Raw genomic sequence first — 16,608 nt, 5'->3', positions numbered from 1 at the left:
CAGATGCTCCTGCCTCAAGACATGGAAGCGGGAGCGATACGATGGCTTTGCCATTGTTCGACGTGCGCGACTTCGGCGCCACCGGGAACGACACCACCGACGATACCGCCGCCATCCAGGCGGCGCTGGATGCCGCTCGGGCGGCCGGCGGCGGCCGGGTGTACCTGCCCGAGGGAACCTTCACGATCGCCGGCAACGGCCACGGCGCCACCGGTGCGCTGCGCGTGTTCAGCAACACCGAGCTGTTCGGCGACGGCATGGGGCTGAGCGTGCTGAAGGTCGCCGACGGGCAGAGCGAGGACATCTCCGGCGTCATCCGCGTTTCCGACAGCGAGCCGATCAGCAACGTGGTGATCCGCGACCTGAGCGTCGACGGCAACCGCGACGGCGGCACGGCGCTGGTCGACGGCCTGAAGACCCGCAACTTCAACGATACCTATGCCGACAACGTGCTGGTCGAGCGCGTCGAGATCCACGAGGTCTCGCGCTACGCCTTCAACATGATGCCGGGCACCAGCAACCTGACGGTGCGCGACTGCGTCGCCCACGACAACTCGATCAACGGCTTCGCCGCGGTCGGCGTGCGCAACGCGGTATTCGAGAACAACGTCGCCTACAACAACGGCTATGTCGGGCTGACCGTCACCCACGAGGCCGACAACGTCGTCGTCCGCGACAACTCGATCTACGACAACGCGCGCGGCATGGTGGTGCAGCGCGGCTATGCCGAGGCGCCGACCACCAACGTGGTGGTGGAGAACAACCGGATCTACGGCAACGACGACTACGGGCTGAAGGTGGCCTCGGTCGACGCGGTGGTGGTGGCGCAGAACTACATCCACGACAATGCCCGCGACGCGCTGCTGCTGCGCGGCGTCTCCAACGGGCTGGTCATCGACAACGTGCTGGAGAACAACGCCCAGGTCGACGGCAAGTCTGGCATCCTGGTCGAGGTCTACGACGCCGCCGACAGCTCGCACGACAACCTGATCTACGACAACACGGTGATCGCCGGGGCGCCGCCGCTGCAGATCGGCTACCTGGAATCGCATGAGGGCGTCGACAACAACCATTTCGTCGGCAACAGCGTCAGCGGCGCCGTCGGCACCGAATACGTGCTGATCGGCGCGGGCTCGTTCTACGACCCGCAGCCCAGCGGCATGACCTACCAGCCGGCGGCGGATCCGCGCGCGATGGCGCCGGAGGACTGGACCGGCATGTTCGCGCCCGACGCCATCGTCCAGGGCCTCTACGTGACCGGCGGCGAGACCGACGACCTGATGCAGGGCGGCGCCGGCGACGACGTGCTGGAAGGCGTCGGCGGCAACGATCTGCTGCGCGGCTATGGCGGCCAGGATCGCCTTGACGGCGGCGCCGGCGACGATGTGCTGCAGGGCGGCCTCGGCGCCGACTCGCTGGTCGGCGGGGCCGGCGTCGACCGGCTGGAAGGCGAGGACGGCAACGACGTCCTCGACGGCGGCGACGGCGACGACGCCGCCTATGGCGGCGCCGGGCAGGACAGCCTCTTCGGCGGTCTCGGCGCCGACTCGCTGGTCGGCGGCGCCGGCAACGACGTCGCCTTCGGCGGCGACGGCATCGACACGCTGGTCGGCGAGGCGGGCGACGACCGGCTCTATGGCGACGCCGGCGACGACCGGCTCGACGGCAACGCCGGCGCCGACCTGCTCGACGGCGGCGACGGCGCCGACCTGGTCTCCGCCGACGAGGGCGACGACACCGTGTTCGGCGGCCTGGGCGACGACAACGTCTATGGCGATGCCGGCAACGACGAACTGCATGGCGGCGCCGGCAACGACACGCTGCGCGGCAACGACGGCGACGACATCGCCCATGGCGACGACGGCGACGACCAGCTGCGCGGCTATATCGGACGCGATGCGCTCAATGGCGGGGCCGGCAACGACCGGCTCGACGGCCACGAGGACGCCGACACCCTCGACGGCGGCGACGGCGTCGACCTGATCTCCGGCGACGACGGCGACGACACCGCCTTCGGCGGCGCCGGCAACGATGAGATCTACGGCGATGCCGGCAACGACGTGATCCACGGCGGTCTCGGCGACGACCTGCTGCGCGGCAACGACGGCGACGACGTCGTCTTCGGCGACGACGGCGCCGACACGCTGCGCGGCTATCTCGGCGCCGACACGCTCGACGGCGGCCTCGGCGACGACACGCTCGACGGCAACGAGGGCGACGATGCGCTGGCCGGCGGCACCGGCATCGACCGGCTCAACGGCGGCGACGGCAACGACCTGCTGGCCGGCGGCGACGGCGCCGACGACCTGCGCGGCGACGCCGGTGCCGACAGCCTGGACGGCGGCGCGGGCGACGACGTGCTGTTCGTCGACGCCGACGACGTGTTCGTCACCGGCGGCGCGGGCAACGATACCCTCAGCGTCGTCGGCCCGGCCGGCGTCAGCCTGCAGCTCGACGACGCCCATGGCGACATCGAGGTCGTCTTCGGCGGCGCCGGGGCCGACGTGCTCGACGGCAGCGCCGAGCTCGACGCATCGCTCGATCTCGACGGCGGCGCCGGCAACGACGCGCTGTCCGGCGGGGCGATGGCCGACCTGCTCGACGGCGGCGACGGCGACGACACCGTCTCCGGCGGCGCCGGCGACGACGCGATCGACGGCGGGCTTGGTGCCGACACGCTGAGCGGCGGCGCCGGTATCGATGCGCTGCGCGCCGGCGCCGGCGACGACAAGGCCTATGGCGATGCCGGCGACGACGACCTGCGCGGCGAGGACGGCAACGACATGCTGCGCGGCGGCGCCGGGCTCGACCGGCTCTATGGCGGCATGGGCGACGACAATCTGCGCGGCGGCGACGATGCCGACTTCATCCGCGGCGAGGCCGGCATCGACGTCGTCAACGGCGACGCCGGCGACGACGAGATCTACGGCGACGAGGGCGACGACCGGCTCTATGGCGGGCTCGGCAACGACCTGATCCGCGGCAACGACGGTGACGACTTCCTGGTCGGCAACGAGGGCGACGACACCCTGCGCGGCTATGTCGGTGCCGACACCCTCTACGGCGGCGCCGGCGCCGACGTGCTCGACGGCAACGAGGACGGCGACCGGCTCGACGGCGATGCCGGCGACGACCGCATCTCCGGCGACGAGGGCGACGACACCGTCTACGGCGGGGCCGGCAACGACCTGCTCTATGGCGACGACGGCGCCGACAGCATCCTGGGCGGCGACGGCGACGACACGATCTATGCCGAGGCCGCCGACCTGCGCATCGACGGCGGCGCCGGCCGCGACACGCTGCGCGTGGTCGGCCTGGCCGGGCTGGCGCTGCGGCTCGACGATGCCGTCGGCAACATCGAGGAAGCGATCGGCGGCGACGGCGACGACGTGCTCGACGGATCGCTGGTGGTCGGCGAGGCACTGGCGCTCGACGGCGGCGCCGGCAACGACACGCTGCTCGGCGGCGACGGCGCCGACGACCTCGACGGCGACGACGGCAACGACGTGCTCGCCGGCGGCCTCGGCATCGACCTGCTCTATGGCGGCCTGGGCGACGACCGGCTGGACGGCGGCGACGGCGCGGATTCGCTGCGCGGCGAGGACGGCAACGACGTGCTGATCGGCGGCACCGGCGCGGACGAACTGCGCGGCGATGCCGGCACGGACACGCTGGACGGCGGCGCTGGGGCCGACGCGCTCTATGGCGGCGACGACCGCGACACCCTCTACGGCGGCGACGACGCCGACCTGCTGCGCGGCGAGAACGGCGACGACGTGGTCCATGGCGATGCCGGCGACGACGAGATCTACGGCGATGCCGGCAGCGACACCCTGTTCGGCGGCCTCGGTAACGACCTGCTGCGCGGCAACGACGGCGCCGACGTGCTCTACGGCGACGAGGGCGGCGACGTGCTGCGCGGCTATCTCGGCGCCGACACCCTCTATGGCGGCGCCGGCGACGACGTGCTCGACGGCAACGAGGACGACGACCTGCTGTCCGGCGGCGACGGCAACGACGCGCTGTCCGGCGACGACGGCATGGATGTGCTCTACGGCAACGACGGCAACGACGACCTGCGCGGCGACGCCGGCATCGACACGCTCTACGGCGGCATCGGCGACGACGCGGTCTATGGCGGCGACGACGGCGACGTCCTCTACGGCGGCGCCGGCGCGGACTTCCTGCGCGGCGAGCTCGGCGACGACGTCATCGCGGGCGATTCCGGCAACGACGAGGTCTATGGCGACGACGGCGACGACACCGTCCACGGCGGCGACGGCGACGACTTCCTGCGCGGCAATGCCGGCGACGACCTGCTGTTCGGCGACGCCGGCGCCGATGCGCTGCGCGGCTATCTCGGCGCCGACACGCTCGACGGCGGCGACGGCAACGACGTGCTCGACGGCTTCGAGGACGACGACGTGCTGATCGGCGGGCTCGGCGACGACACCTTGTCCGGCGACGAGGGCGCGGACGTGCTCGACGGCGGCGACGGCGCCGATCTGCTCCATGGCGACGACGGCGACGACGTGATCGCGGGCGGCGCCGGCGACGACATGCTGCGCGGCGGGGCCGGCATCGACACGCTGACCGGCGGGCTCGGCGCCGACCTGTTCGTCAACGCGTCGACCTATGGCGGCCACGACGTGATCGTCGACTATTCCGCGGCCGAGGGCGACGCGCTCGACAATGCCAAGAGCTTCGCCCTGACCGGCCTGGACACCCACGTGTTCGACAGCGCCGGCGTGCTGCTCTACGTGCTGCAGAACTACGACGCCTCGACCGGCGGCATCGTCTATGCCTGATCCGGTGCGGGTCCGGGCGGCTCAGAAATCGCGCCCGAGCTCGATCTGGCTGAAGGTGCGCAGCAGCTGGTCGAGCTCGGCGTCGGCCTTGCCGCGGAAGCGCGCGGCCAGCGCCGCCGGCGTCAGGTCGAACCGCCTGCCGTCGATCGACACGCTGGGGTCGATCCTGTTGTAGCCCATGGTCCAGTCGCCGAACTGGCGCGCGGCGATGCTGCGGTCCAGCAGCACGATCATGTTGCTGTGGCGGGTATCGGCGCGGATCAGGTCGAGCATCGCGGCGACCTGGTCCGCGGGGCCTTCCAGCACCTGCAGGAACGCCTCGCCGGTGAACAGCAGCACGCCGGTCAGCTGCTTGCGGGCGTTGTTGCGGTCGGCGGCGGACAGGATCGCGGCGATGTCGACGTCGGTGATCGTCCGCGCCGCGGCGCTGATGTAGACGAGACTGCGGATCATGACGTGCGGCGCCGGTCCATCGCCTTCGGGCATTTGGCGGCCGAATGCGGCGCCTGTGCGCAAGAATAGCGCGTTGCTGCGCAATGTCGATGCGCGGCGGATTGCGGCCGGGTGCCGCGGCGGCCGTCGTCCCCCTTGCTCCGGGCGCCGCGTTCTGGAATCTGTTTCACGTGAAACAAAACGAGAACATATACCCCGGACCGCGCTATGCCGTCAGGCTGGGCGACCTGCGCGCCTGGCATGTGCTGGTGGTGTCGTGCTTCGCCTGCCGGCACCGGGCCGAGCTGCGGCCGGAGCGGCTGGCGCAGCGCTTCGGGCCGCAGACCTTCGTCGTCGCGCTGGAGAAGCGGCTGCGCTGCAAGCGCTGCGGCAATCGGCTGCACAACAGCTGGGCGGTGGAGCGGGTGCGCCGCGACTGAACGGCAGTTCCGGCCCGCCGACGCTTGGCCTAGACTTGGCCATGCCGCATCCGCCCGGATGCCGCAAAGGGGGAGGAAAGCATGGCACTGTCCGACGAACTGGCGTGGAAGAGCGCGGCCGAGATCGCGCTGATGATCCGGCGCAAGGCGCTGTCGCCGGTCGAGGTCCTGGAGGCCACGATCGCGCGGATCGAGAAGCGCAACCCGAGCATCACCGCGCTGGTCTATTACGGCTTCGACGACGCCCGCGCCGCGGCGAGGAAGGCCGAGAAGGCGCTGATGGGCGGCGACCCGATCGGTCCGCTGCACGGCGTGCCGTCGGCGATCAAGGACCTGTTCGACTTCAAGCCGGGCTGGCCGGCGACCTTCGGCGGGCTGCCGTCGCAGAAGAACCATGTCGTCGACGGCTATTGCGGCTACTCCGAGCGTATCGAGAAGGCCGGCGCCGTGCTGCTGGGCAAGACCAACAGCCCGGTGATGGGCTTCCGCGGCTGCTGCGACAACCTGCTGTTCGGCCCGACCGGCACGCCGTTCGACACCAGCCGCAACAGCGGCGGCTCGTCCGGCGGGTCGGCGGCCGCGGTCGGCGACGGCATGCTGTCGTTCGCGGAAGGCACCGACGGCGGCGGGTCGATCCGCATCCCGTCGTCCTGGTCCGGCGTCTATGGCTACAAGCCGGCCTATGGCCGGGTGCCGCAGCTGTCGCGGCCGAATGCCTTCGGCGGCCATGCGCCGTTCCTGTTCGAGGGCCCGATCGCCCGCACCGTGGAGGACGCAGCCCTGGTGATGACCGCGATCGGCGGCTACGATTCGCGCGACGCCTTCTGCCTCGACGAGACCGTGGACTATCTCGGCGCGCTGCGCCGCTCGATCCGCGGCTGGAAGATCGCCTACGCCCCGGTCTGGGACGTGTTCCCGGTCGAAGCGGCGGTGCGCGAGACGGTCGACAAGGCGGTACGCGCCTTCGAGGAGGCCGGCGCCATCGTCGAGGAGGTCAAGCTCGGCATCGAGCGGCCGCAGGGCGAGCTCGCCGACCTGTGGTGCCGGATGATCATGCCGCTCAACCTCGCCGCCTTCGACCTGTTGAAGGAGAACGGGCTCGACCTGCTCGGCGACCACGCCGACGAGTTTCCGCCGGAATATCTCGAATGGGTCGAGGTCGGCCGCCGCATGTCGGCAGTGGACTTCTACCGCGACCAGGAGATCCGCACCGAGGTGTTCGATGCGATCCGCTCCACCCTCGACCGCTACGACCTGATCGTCGGCCCGACCCTGTGCTGCCTGCCGGTGAAGAACGCGGCCGAGCGCGGCCGCACCAAGGGCCCGACCGAGATCAACGGCGAGGCGGTCAACCCGCTGATCGGCTGGTGCCCGACCTATCTGATCAACTACACCGGCAACCCGGCCGCGACCGTGCCGGCCGGGCTGGCCGGCGGCCTGCCGGTCGGCATGCAGATCGTCGGCCGGCGCTATGCCGACAGCGACGTGCTCGCCGCCAGCGCGGCGTTCGAGCGGCTGCGGCCGTGGATGGGCACCTACGCCAAGGTCGAATCCCGGCCGCTGTAGGCGCGACGCGCCCGTCGCCCGTGTCGTCTTCCGGATCCGGCGGCGCCGCGCCGCCGGATCCGGGGCGTTCCTGCGCGGCTGAACGATTCTCGGCCTCTGCGCGACGTACCGGCAAGACCCGGTCGGCGCGCGCCCCGTGCCGGCACGACAAAACCGGCTCGGGAGCATGATCATGCCGATTGGTTTCACCAAGGTCGCCGTCGGATTCCTGCTGTATGACGACATCCTCGTCGGCGGCGGGGGCAACGACACGCTGCAGGGCGGCAACGCCCGCGACGGCATCTACGGCTATGGCGGCGACGACCTGCTGCGCGGCTATGGCGGCGACGACTATGTCGACGGCGGCGACGGCGACGACGCGGTCTACGGTTTCGCCGGCGACGACACGCTCCATGGCGGCAGCGGCAACGACCACCTCTACGGCGCCGGCGACGACGACGTCCTCGATGGCGGCACCGGCGACGACTACATGCACGGCAACGACGGCGACGACGAGATCCACGGCGGCGCCGGCAGCGACATCCTCTACGGCGACGCCGGCAACGACAGCATGTGGGGCGGCGCCGATTCCGACTGGCTCTACGGCGGCACCGGCAACGACTACATGTCCGGCGATGACGCCGCCGACTATTTCTGGGGCGGCGCCGGCGACGACGAGATCTGGGGCGGCAGCGGCGACGACTACATCGTGGCCGACGGCTGGACCACCGTCACCTACATGGGCATGACCTTCCAGCTGCAGGTGCTCGGCGACGACGTGATCCACGCCGGCAGCGGCGCCGACTATGTCTGGGCCGGCGTCGGCAACGACTGGATCGACGGCGGCGCCGGCGCCGACACGATCCTCGGCGACGACGGCATCGACACGGTGTCCTACGCCGAATCGTCAATGGCGGTGTTCATCCACCTGCAGCCGACCGGCCTGGAGACCTGCTTCGCCGAGCAGAGCGGCGGCGATGCCAATGGCGACCTGCTGGCCGGCATCGAGAATGTCGAGGGCTCGAACCACGACGACGTCATCGACGGCGACGGCGCGGCCAACACGCTGTGGGGCAACGCCGGCAACGACATCCTCGACGGCGGCGACGGCAACGATCGGCTCTACGGCGACAAGGGCAACGACACGCTGGACGGCGGGCTCGGCGACGACACGCTGATCGGCGGCATCGGCGCCGACCTGTTCGTGGTCGACGACGCCAGCGGCTCCACCCGCATCGTCGGCTTCGAGGCCGGCCCCGGGCTCGGCGACCGCATCGACCTCAGCGCCTACGGCGTCGGCTTCGGCGACCTGGTGTTCCAGGACAGCATCGTCGGCACCTTCGTGCATGTGCCGGGCGCGGAGGGCATTCTGCTGGAAGGGCTGGGCAGCGCGGCGCTGGTCGCCGACGACTTCGTGTTCTGACCGGCCGGCGCGTGCGGGACCGCAGCGCGGTCCGGCGCGACGCGTCGACGCGTGCCCGGCGGCCCGGTGCCGCCGGACAGCGTGAACCGCGGGGCTGGCCGGTGCGACATAGCTGCGAGCCCGGTCGGCACACCCCCCGTGCCGGCATCTCGACCCTGACACCGGAGCATGGACCATGCCGCTGATCCTGAAGCCGATCCCCATCGGTTTTCTGCTTTTCGACGACATCCTGACCGGCGGGTCCGGCAAGGATTCGCTTTCCGGCGGCGCGGGTCGCGACGCGATCTACGGCAACGGCGGCGACGACGTGCTGCGCGGCTATGGCGGCAACGATTACATCAGCGGCGGTACGGGCAACGACGCGCTGTATGGCTTTGCCGGCGACGACATGCTGTATGGCGACGGCGGCGACGACTATCTGTACGGCGGCGGCGACAACGACTTCCTCGACGGCGGCGCCGGCAACGACTACCTGCGCGGCAACGACGGCGACGACGAGATCCACGGCGGCATCGGCATCGACGTCCTCTACGGCGACGCCGGCAACGACAGCATGTGGGGCGGCGACGATTCCGACCATCTCTATGGCGGCGAGGGCAACGACTTCATTTCCGGCGACGGCGACCGCGACTATTTCTGGGGCGGCGCCGGCGACGACGAGATCTGGCGGTGCCGGCAACGACTACATCGTCGCCGACGGCTCGGTCTATGTGACCGTGATGGGCGAGACCGTGGTCGTCCCGTTGAGCGGCGACGACGAAATCCACGCCGGCAGCGGCAACGACGACGTGTCGGGCGGACTCGGCGACGACTGGATCGACGGCGGCACGGGCGCCGACCTGATCGACGGCGGCGAAGGCATCGACACGGTGTCCTACGCCGAATCGTCGATGGCGGTGTTCATCCACCTGCAGCCGACCGGCACGGAGGTCTGCTTCACCCAACAGAGCGGCGGCGATGCCGCCGGCGACCTGCTGGCCGGCATCGAGAATGTCGAGGGCTCGAACCACGACGACGTCATCGACGGCGACGGCGCGGCCAACACGCTGTGGGGCAACGCCGGCAACGACATCCTCGACGGCGGCGACGGCAACGATCGGCTCTACGGCGACAAGGGCAACGACACGCTGGACGGCGGGCTCGGCGACGACACGCTGATCGGCGGCATCGGCGCCGACCTGTTCGTGGTCGACGACGCCAGCGGCTCCACCCGCATCGTCGGCTTCGAGGCCGGCCCCGGGCTCGGCGACCGCATCGACTCCAGCGCCTACGGCGTCGGCTTCGGCGACCTGGTGTTCCAGGACAGCATCGTCGGCACCTTCGTCCATGTGCCGGGCGCGGAGGGCATCCTGCTGGAAGGCTGAACAGCGGCGCGCTGGTCGCCGACGACTTCGTTTTCTGAAGCGCGGGCGGCGCGGGCGCGTCGCTATCCGGCCATCTCCGCGATCACCTGGTCGGCGCTGCGGCAGCGGGCGTAGTGGCCGGCCATGGCACGGATCGACTGGTCGTGGCGCGCGGCGGAATAGGTGGCGCAGCAATCCTCGACCTGGGTGACCAGATAGCCGCGGTCGGCGGCGTCGCGCACCGCCGATCTGACGCACTGGTCGGTGACCACGCCGTAGATCACCAGGAATTCGATGCCGAGTGTTGCGCAGCACGTAGTCGATGTTGGTGGAATTGAACACGCCCGACGAGGTCTTCGGGATGACGATCTCGTCGCCCTGCGGCGCCACCGCGTCGATCACCTGCGCCTCGACGCTGCCCCTGGCGGCGTGCAGGTTGGAGATCTTGTGGTCGAGGCTGCGGTCGCGCCCGTCGCGGGTCAGGCTCTCGATCACCGTGTAGATCACCTCGATGCCGGCCCGGCGCGCGCCGCCGCCTGCAGCCGCTGCTGGGCCGGGATGACGACCGTCTCCACCCGCTCGAAATAGGCGCGCTTGGCCGCCTCCGCGGTGCCGTGCCGGCGGCTGCGCGCGATCCGCTCCGGCGCCAGCTCCAGGTTCTGCATGTCGACGGAGAGCAGGGCGGTGCGCGCCGGCACGATTGCGCGCTCGCGATAGGCGCCGCCAGGCGCGTCGATCGCGGGAAGCGGCCCGGCCATCAGAAGCACAGCTCGCGCAGGAAGGGCGGCCCGTCGGCGGGCGCCGCGTCGTGGGCGCGCGCGCGGGCATGGCCGGCATAGACCGCGGCGGCCAGGGTGCCGGGCGCGGCGGCGTCGCCGATGACGTGCAGGCTGCGCCATGGCACCGGCCCGTCGCCGGCCGCGTCGCACAGCGCGCGATACAGGCCGTCGCGCGGCACCCGGCCGGTGACCAGCGCCAGCGCGTCGCACGCCGTCTCCGCCTCCGCGCCGGTGTAGACGCAGGCGTGGCGGACCACCGGGCCCAGGCTCACGGGGTTGCGCCCGGTCAGCAGCACGACGCCGAGGTCGAGCAGCCGCGCCTGGATCCGGCCCTGCTCCAGCGTGTTGACGGTCCAGGGCGAGACCACGGCGGCGGGGGTCAGCAGGGTGACGGCGCAGCCGGCGCGGGCCAGTGCCTCGGCCACCACGCCGCCCATGTAGTAGGGATCGTCGTCGAACAGCAGCACGCGGCCGCCGTCGGGCAGGCGGCCGGCCATCACGTCGTCGGGCGTGAACACCGGCACGTCGGCGTCGATCGGCAGGCCGCCGCGGTGGCTGCGTCCGCCGCCGTCGCGCCGCCACGTCGCCCCGGTGGCGAGCACGATGTGCGGGGCGCCGAACTCCAGCACGTCGGCAGCGCCGAGATCGCTGGCGCGGTAGACCTCGACGTTGGCCAGCCCGTGCAGCTGCTGGATGCGCCAGTCGGCGACCCGGCCGTAGCTGGCCAGTCCCGGCAGCCGCGCCTCGGCCTTCGAGCGGCCGCCGAGCGCGTCGCCGGCCTCGGCCAGCACCACCGGATAGCCGCGCTGGCCGAGCGCGCGGGCGCATTCCAGGCCCGCCGGCCCGGCGCCGACCACCAGCACCGGATCGGCGCTGGCCGCCGGCGCGATCCGCTCCGGATGCCAGCCCTTGCGCCACTCCTCGGCCATCGTCGGATTCTGGGTGCAGCGGATCGGCGTCATCGTCATGTCGCCGGACACGCAGATGTTGCAGCCGATGCATTCGCGGATGTCCTCGATCCGGCCGTCGGCGATCTTCTGCGGCAGGAACGGGTCGGCGATCGACGGGCGGGCGGCGCCGATGAAGTCGAGCACGCCCTTTTCGACCAGCGCGACCATGCGGTCGGGCGAGGTATAGCGGCCGACGCCGACCACCGGCTTGGTGGTCAGCGCCTTGACGAAGCCGATATAGGGCTCCTGGTAGCCCTCCTCGGCGAAGCGCGCGGTCTGGCTGTCGTTCGACCAGTCGGAGACGTTGACGTCCCACAGGTCGGGCAGCTCCGCCAGCATGCCGACCACGTCGCGCATCTCGCCGTCGGACTGCAGGCCGTCCGGGCCCCTCAACTCGTCGACCGCAAGCCGCAGCGCGACGGCGCAGCGGTCGCCGACCGCATCGCGGGTATCCTCCAGCAGCTCGCGCAGGAAGCGGACCCGGTTCTCCAGCGGCCCGCCATATTCGTCGTCGCGCTGGTTGTAGCGCGGCAGCAGGAAGTGCATCGCCAGCGACAGGTTGTGGCCTGCATAGACATAGACGATGTCGTAGCCGGCCTCGACCGCCCGCAGGGCGAAGTCGCGGTGGCGGCGGCGGGCGGTACGGATGTCCTGCCGGTCCATCGCCCGCGCGGTGACCGGGTGGCCCTGCAGGATGGCGCCGCCGGACGGACCGAGCACGTGCTCGCGGCTGGTCAGGTTGGCGCAGGCCAGCCCCTGGTGGACCGGCTCGATCGCCGCCAGCGACCCGTGCGCGTGCACCGCCTCGACCATCGCGGCGTGATAGGCGATGTCGCGGTCGTCCCACAGCTGGCCTTCGATATAGGGGCTGATGTCGGAGTGCCAGTCGACCTCGACCTCCTCGGTCGCCACCACCGCCCAGCCGCCCTCGGCCTTGACCCCGCGCATCGCCGCCATCGCGCGGGGATAGCGGTGGCCCATGCCGTTGCAGTGCGGCACCTGGAAGAAGCGGTTGCGCGCGGTCACCGGGCCGATGCGGACTGGTTCGAACAGCACGTCGTAGCGGGGATCGCGGGCGGTCATGGCGCGATCATCGCGGCCGGCGCCATCGCTGTCCATGGCCGCGCGGCCGCGGCGGCGTCGCATGCCGGTTGCCGGCGTCGCGCCGCTGTGCTTAGGGGTGCGCCAGCCGACACCGGGGACGGGGCGCCATGCGCATCACCGCGATCAGAAGCCATGTGCTGGGCTATGCCCTCGACGAGGAGCTCGGCTATTCGCAGCAATATTACGCGCGGCGCAGCGCCCACCTGGTCGAGGTCAGCACCGACGAAGGCGTGACCGGCTGGGGCGAATGCTTCGGGCCGGGCGCGGTGGCGCTGGCCAACCGCACCATCGTCGAGCGGGTGATCGCGCCGATGCTGGTCGGCGAGGACCCGTCGCAGCGCGAGCGGCTGTGGCACCGGGTCTACAACCTGCTGCGCGACCACGGCCAGAAGGGGATGGCGCTGCAGGCGCTGTCCGGCGTCGACATCGCGCTGTGGGACATCGCCGGCAAGGTGGCCGGCCAGCCGCTGTACCGGCTGGTCGGCGGGCGCTGCCGCGAGCGGGTGCCGGTCTACGGCTACGGCATGATGCTGCGCCGCGACGCCGACCTGGCGCCGCGCTTCGCCGACGAAGCCGCCGCCATCGCGGCGCAGGGCTTCGGCGCGGTGAAGATGAAGGTCGGTCTCGGTCCGCGCGCGGACATCCGCCTGGTCGAGGCGGTGCGCGGTGCGCTCGGCGACGACGTCCGGCTGATGGTCGACGCCAACCACTGCTACACCGCCAGCGACGCGCTGACGGTCGGCCGCGCGCTCGATGCGCTCGGCGTCTACTGGTTCGAGGAGCCGGTGGCGCCGGAGGACCGCGCCGGCTATCGCCACCTGCGCGAGCGGCTGGCGGTCAACATCGCCGGCGGCGAGGCCGAGTTCACCCGTTGGGGCTGGCGCGACCTGCTGGCGGCCGGCTGCGTCGACATCGCCCAGCCGGAGGTCTGCGGCCTGGGCGGCATCTCCGAATATCTCAAGGTGCTGGCGCTGGCGCATGCCCATTTCGTGCCGGTGGTCAACCACGTCTGGGGCTCGGCGCTGTCGGTGGCGGTCAACCTGCACCTGCTGACCGCGATGCCGGACCTGCCGGGCGGGCTGCACCCGTGGACGCCGATGCTGGAGTTCGACACCACCCCCAACCGCTTCCTCGACGCGCTGCCGCTGGTGCCGCTCGACATCCGCGGCCAGGTCGCCGCCGATGGCACCGTGGCGGCCCCGGAGGCGCCGGGCATCGGCGTGGAGCCGGATCCGGCGATGCTGCGCCGCTACGCCGTCGACTGAGCGGCCGCGGCCCGGCCGGCTCATTCGGCCGCGGTTCCGGTGCCCTGGCGGGTCACCGCCTCCAGCACGCGCTCCAGCGCCGGCGCGAAGCGGTCGGCCCAGGCCTGGGCCGCCGCCGGCGTCGCCACCAGGTCCTGGCGGAACTCGATCTGCAGCCAGGGCAGGCCGCGGCGGATGGCGTGCTCCGGCACGGTGTAGTCGATGCCGAGGTCGACTGCGTAGGGCCGGTTGTGGCCGACCACGATGTCGCCGGCGGCATGCAGCGCGTCCAGCGCCAGCAGCGCCCACGGTTCCGCCTGCACCGAGCACACCGTGATCTGCTGCGGCCGCTCGGCGCCGCCGCCCAGCCGGTTGGTCATGGTGTGCACCGAGAACACCAGCGGGCGCAGGCCGAGCCGGCCGAGCGTGTCGAGCTCGCGCGCGACGCGGGCGTGGTAGGGCGCGAAGATCTCCGCCACCCGGCGCTCGCGTTCGGCCGGGCCGAGCCCGTGGTTGCCGGGCACCGGCGTGCCGTCGCTGGCGGGCGCGATCGACTGCGGGTCCTGCGGATAGCGGTTCAGGTCGATCGCCAGCCGCGAATAGCCGGCCAGCACGGCGCGGGCGCCGTAGCGCCGGGCGAAGCTCTCGGCCAGGTCCTCGGCCCCGACGTCCCAGGCGATGTGGCGGCGGAGCTGCTCGGCCGGCAGGCCGAGGTCGCCGAGGCGGCCGGCAGGCGCCGGCTGGCGTGGTCGCACAGGATCAGCAGCGGCGCCGCGCCGGCCGGGTTCGCCACCCGCACCGGCGGCGGGTCGTCCGGCCCCAGCAGCAGCGGCGGCAGGCCGGCGCTCATCGCACCGCCTCGCGCCGGCCGAGCAGGCCCTTCGGCCGCGCCAGCAGGATGGCGATCACCACGCTCAGGGCCACCGCGTCGCGATAGGGGATCACCGCCTCGGGCAGATAGGCGCGCAGGAACACCTCGAGCAGCCCCAGCACCACGCCGCCGGCGACCGCGCCGGGCAGGCTGCCCAGCCCGCCCAGCACGACGGCGATGAATGCCTTCAGCACCGGGTTGAAGCCCATGGTCGGGTCGACCGAGCCGCGCTGGGCGATCCACAGCACCGCGGCGACGCCGGCGAGCAGGCCGGATATGGCGAAGGCCGCGACGATCACCCGGTCGGCGTTGATGCCCATCACCCGGGTGACGGCGAAGTCCTGCGCGGCGGCGCGCATGCCGATGCCGAGCACCGAACGGCGCATGAACTGGTCGAGCGCCACCAGCAGCACCGCGGTGGCGGCGATCGAGATCGCCTGGATCATGCCGATGCGCGCGATGCCGAGGTCGACGGTGGCGCTGAAGAAGGCGGGGTAGGGGATCGCCTGCGGCCGGGCCGAGATCAGGTTCTGGAACAGGATGTGCAGGATGGTGCTGATCGCGAAGCTGGACAGCAGCATCGAGGCGGCGCCGGCGCCGCGCAGCGGCCGGAACGCGATCCGTTCCATTAGCATCGCGGCGACCGCCGCGGTGGCGACGCCGGCGACGACCGCGAGCGCGAAGGGCAGGCCGGCGGCGACGATGAACACCATCACATAGCCGCACAGCGTCATCAGGTCGCCATGGGCGAAGTTGATCAGGCCCATGATCGAGAAAACGATGGCAAGCCCGAGCGCCAGCAGGGCGTAGGTGCCGCCCAGGCTGAGGCCGTTGGCCAGTTGCTGCACGAACACGTCCATCGCTCAGGCCCCGGCCAGATAGGCTTCGGCCAGCCGCCCGCCGGCGGCGAGCGCGCGGGCGTCGCCGGAATCGACGATGGCGCCGCTCTGCATCACATAGGCGCGGTCGGCGACCGACAGGCCCATCTCCACATTCTGCTCGACCAGCAGGATGGTGGTGCCCATCGCCTTCAGCCGCTCGATCATCGCGAACACGTCCTCGACCACCTGCGGGGCGAGACCCAGCGAGGGCTCGTCGAGCAGCACCATCTCCGGCGCCGACATCAGGGCCCGGGCGATCGCCAGCATCTGCTGCTCGCCGCCCGACAGCGTGCCGGCGGCCTGGTGCGCGCGCTCGCCCAGCACCGGGAACAGCGCCCGCATCTCGGCCAGCCGCGCCGCCGCGTCGACGCGGCCGCGGCCGGCGACCGCGCCGAGCCGCAGGTTCTCGTCGACGCTGAGCTTGGGGAACACCCGCCGGCCCTCGAACACCAGGGTCAGGCCGAGGGCGGCGATCTGCTCCGGCGCCTTGCGGGCGATCGGCTGTCCGCGGAATGCGACCGCGCCGGTGGTGCCCGGCACCAGTCCCATCACCGCGTTGAGCAGCGAGCTCTTGCCGGCGCCGTTGGCGCCGAGCAGGGCGACCGCCTCGCCCTTGCCGACCGCCAGCGAGACCCCGCGCACCGCCTGCACCGCGCCATAGGACACGGCAAGGCCGTCGATCGACAGCAGCGGCGTTCCGGTCATGCTGCCGACCGGCCGGCCGCCGCCCCCGTGACCGCGGGCGGGAACCGACCGATGCCTGGCGTCGCCATCGACGGTCGGACCGC

General features: G+C 71.8%; 14 protein-coding genes. 7 read left to right on the top strand and 7 right to left on the bottom strand.

The window, feature by feature from the left end; translation table 11 throughout:
* Positions 1-41 precede the first annotated feature (41 nt).
* Positions 42-4,808 (top strand): right-handed parallel beta-helix repeat-containing protein, encoded by a 4,767-nt coding sequence (locus R3F55_10970; GenBank protein ID MEZ5667933.1) that lies wholly within the window; start codon positions 42-44, stop codon positions 4,806-4,808.
* A 21-nt stretch (positions 4,809-4,829) separates the two neighbouring features.
* On the opposite strand, the gene R3F55_10965 is transcribed toward R3F55_10970, so the two are convergent.
* Complete coding sequence (locus R3F55_10965; protein ID MEZ5667932.1) at positions 4,830-5,261, bottom strand: BLUF domain-containing protein; 432 nt, start codon at positions 5,259-5,261, stop codon at positions 4,830-4,832.
* 170 nt (positions 5,262-5,431) lie between these two features.
* On the opposite strand from R3F55_10965, the gene R3F55_10960 reads away from it, so the two are divergent.
* The 4 genes from R3F55_10960 (at position 5,432) to R3F55_10945 (ending at position 10,012) form a co-directional block, all read left to right on the top strand.
* Positions 5,432-5,680 carry a hypothetical protein gene (locus R3F55_10960; GenBank protein MEZ5667931.1) on the top strand — a complete coding sequence of 83 codons (249 nt, stop codon included), beginning with the start codon at positions 5,432-5,434 and terminating at the stop codon, positions 5,678-5,680.
* A gap of 81 nt (positions 5,681-5,761) precedes the next feature.
* Entirely contained in the window at positions 5,762-7,246 is a 1,485-nt protein-coding gene (locus tag R3F55_10955) for an amidase family protein (GenBank protein MEZ5667930.1), read from the top strand.
* Positions 7,247-7,418: 172 nt separating this feature from the next.
* Positions 7,419-8,648, top strand: a complete 1,230-nt coding sequence (locus R3F55_10950; GenBank protein MEZ5667929.1) for a calcium-binding protein — start codon at positions 7,419-7,421, stop codon at positions 8,646-8,648.
* Between the two features lie 584 nt (positions 8,649-9,232).
* Positions 9,233-10,012: a calcium-binding protein gene (locus R3F55_10945; protein ID MEZ5667928.1), complete on the top strand. Its 780-nt coding sequence runs from the start codon at positions 9,233-9,235 to the stop codon at positions 10,010-10,012.
* Positions 10,013-10,074: 62 nt separating this feature from the next.
* On the opposite strand, the gene R3F55_10940 is transcribed toward R3F55_10945, so the two are convergent.
* A complete protein-coding gene (locus R3F55_10940) occupies positions 10,075-10,275 on the bottom strand; it encodes an isochorismatase family protein (GenBank protein MEZ5667927.1) in 201 nt (66 codons plus the stop codon).
* A 38-nt stretch (positions 10,276-10,313) separates the two neighbouring features.
* Between R3F55_10940 and R3F55_10935 the strand changes: the two genes are divergently transcribed.
* On the top strand, positions 10,314-10,493 hold the full coding sequence (locus R3F55_10935; GenBank protein ID MEZ5667926.1) for a hypothetical protein: 180 nt from the start codon (positions 10,314-10,316) through the stop codon (positions 10,491-10,493).
* A gap of 1 nt (position 10,494) precedes the next feature.
* Here the strand turns inward: R3F55_10935 and R3F55_10930 are convergent, their stop codons facing one another.
* Positions 10,495-10,749, bottom strand: coding sequence for a hypothetical protein (locus R3F55_10930; GenBank protein MEZ5667925.1), 255 nt, complete (start codon positions 10,747-10,749; stop codon positions 10,495-10,497).
* A complete protein-coding gene (locus R3F55_10925) occupies positions 10,749-12,803 on the bottom strand; it encodes an FAD-dependent oxidoreductase (GenBank protein MEZ5667924.1) in 2,055 nt (684 codons plus the stop codon). The genes R3F55_10930 and R3F55_10925 overlap by 1 nt, the downstream gene beginning before the upstream one ends.
* Before the next feature lie 128 nt (positions 12,804-12,931).
* On the opposite strand from R3F55_10925, the gene R3F55_10920 reads away from it, so the two are divergent.
* Complete coding sequence (locus R3F55_10920) at positions 12,932-14,089, top strand: mandelate racemase/muconate lactonizing enzyme family protein (protein MEZ5667923.1); 1,158 nt, start codon at positions 12,932-12,934, stop codon at positions 14,087-14,089.
* 20 nt (positions 14,090-14,109) lie between these two features.
* On the opposite strand, the gene R3F55_10915 is transcribed toward R3F55_10920, so the two are convergent.
* From R3F55_10915 to R3F55_10905, 3 genes are all read right to left on the bottom strand, one after another.
* Positions 14,110-14,823 carry an N-formylglutamate amidohydrolase gene (locus R3F55_10915; protein ID MEZ5667922.1) on the bottom strand — a complete coding sequence of 238 codons (714 nt, stop codon included), beginning with the start codon at positions 14,821-14,823 and terminating at the stop codon, positions 14,110-14,112.
* A gap of 91 nt (positions 14,824-14,914) precedes the next feature.
* Positions 14,915-15,799, bottom strand: coding sequence for a branched-chain amino acid ABC transporter permease (locus tag R3F55_10910; protein MEZ5667921.1), 885 nt, complete (start codon positions 15,797-15,799; stop codon positions 14,915-14,917).
* A 3-nt stretch (positions 15,800-15,802) separates the two neighbouring features.
* The gene (locus R3F55_10905) at positions 15,803-16,525 is read right to left on the bottom strand and encodes an ABC transporter ATP-binding protein (protein MEZ5667920.1); all 723 of its coding nucleotides are present in this window, start codon (positions 16,523-16,525) and stop codon (positions 15,803-15,805) included.
* Positions 16,526-16,608 lie beyond the last annotated feature (83 nt).

This window comes from Alphaproteobacteria bacterium, from assembly GCA_041396705.1.
GTDB lineage: Bacteria > Pseudomonadota > Alphaproteobacteria > CALKHQ01 > CALKHQ01 > CALKHQ01.
This window is presented reverse-complemented; position numbering and strand designations above follow the sequence as displayed.

Coding starts and splice junctions, on each gene's coding strand:
- R3F55_10945 (MEZ5667928.1), top strand. CDS start 9,233: ATGGCGGCGAGGGCAACGACTTCATTTCCGGCGACGGCGACCGCGACT.
- R3F55_10950 (MEZ5667929.1), top strand. CDS start 7,419: ATGCCGATTGGTTTCACCAAGGTCGCCGTCGGATTCCTGCTGTATGAC.
- R3F55_10925 (MEZ5667924.1), bottom strand. CDS start 12,803: ATGACCGCCCGCGATCCCCGCTACGACGTGCTGTTCGAACCAGTCCGC.
- R3F55_10935 (MEZ5667926.1), top strand. CDS start 10,314: ATGTTGGTGGAATTGAACACGCCCGACGAGGTCTTCGGGATGACGATC.
- R3F55_10970 (MEZ5667933.1), top strand. CDS start 42: ATGGCTTTGCCATTGTTCGACGTGCGCGACTTCGGCGCCACCGGGAAC.
- R3F55_10955 (MEZ5667930.1), top strand. CDS start 5,762: ATGGCACTGTCCGACGAACTGGCGTGGAAGAGCGCGGCCGAGATCGCG.
- R3F55_10965 (MEZ5667932.1), bottom strand. CDS start 5,261: ATGATCCGCAGTCTCGTCTACATCAGCGCCGCGGCGCGGACGATCACC.
- R3F55_10920 (MEZ5667923.1), top strand. CDS start 12,932: ATGCGCATCACCGCGATCAGAAGCCATGTGCTGGGCTATGCCCTCGAC.
- R3F55_10930 (MEZ5667925.1), bottom strand. CDS start 10,749: ATGGCCGGGCCGCTTCCCGCGATCGACGCGCCTGGCGGCGCCTATCGC.
- R3F55_10910 (MEZ5667921.1), bottom strand. CDS start 15,799: ATGGACGTGTTCGTGCAGCAACTGGCCAACGGCCTCAGCCTGGGCGGC.
- R3F55_10905 (MEZ5667920.1), bottom strand. CDS start 16,525: ATGACCGGAACGCCGCTGCTGTCGATCGACGGCCTTGCCGTGTCCTAT.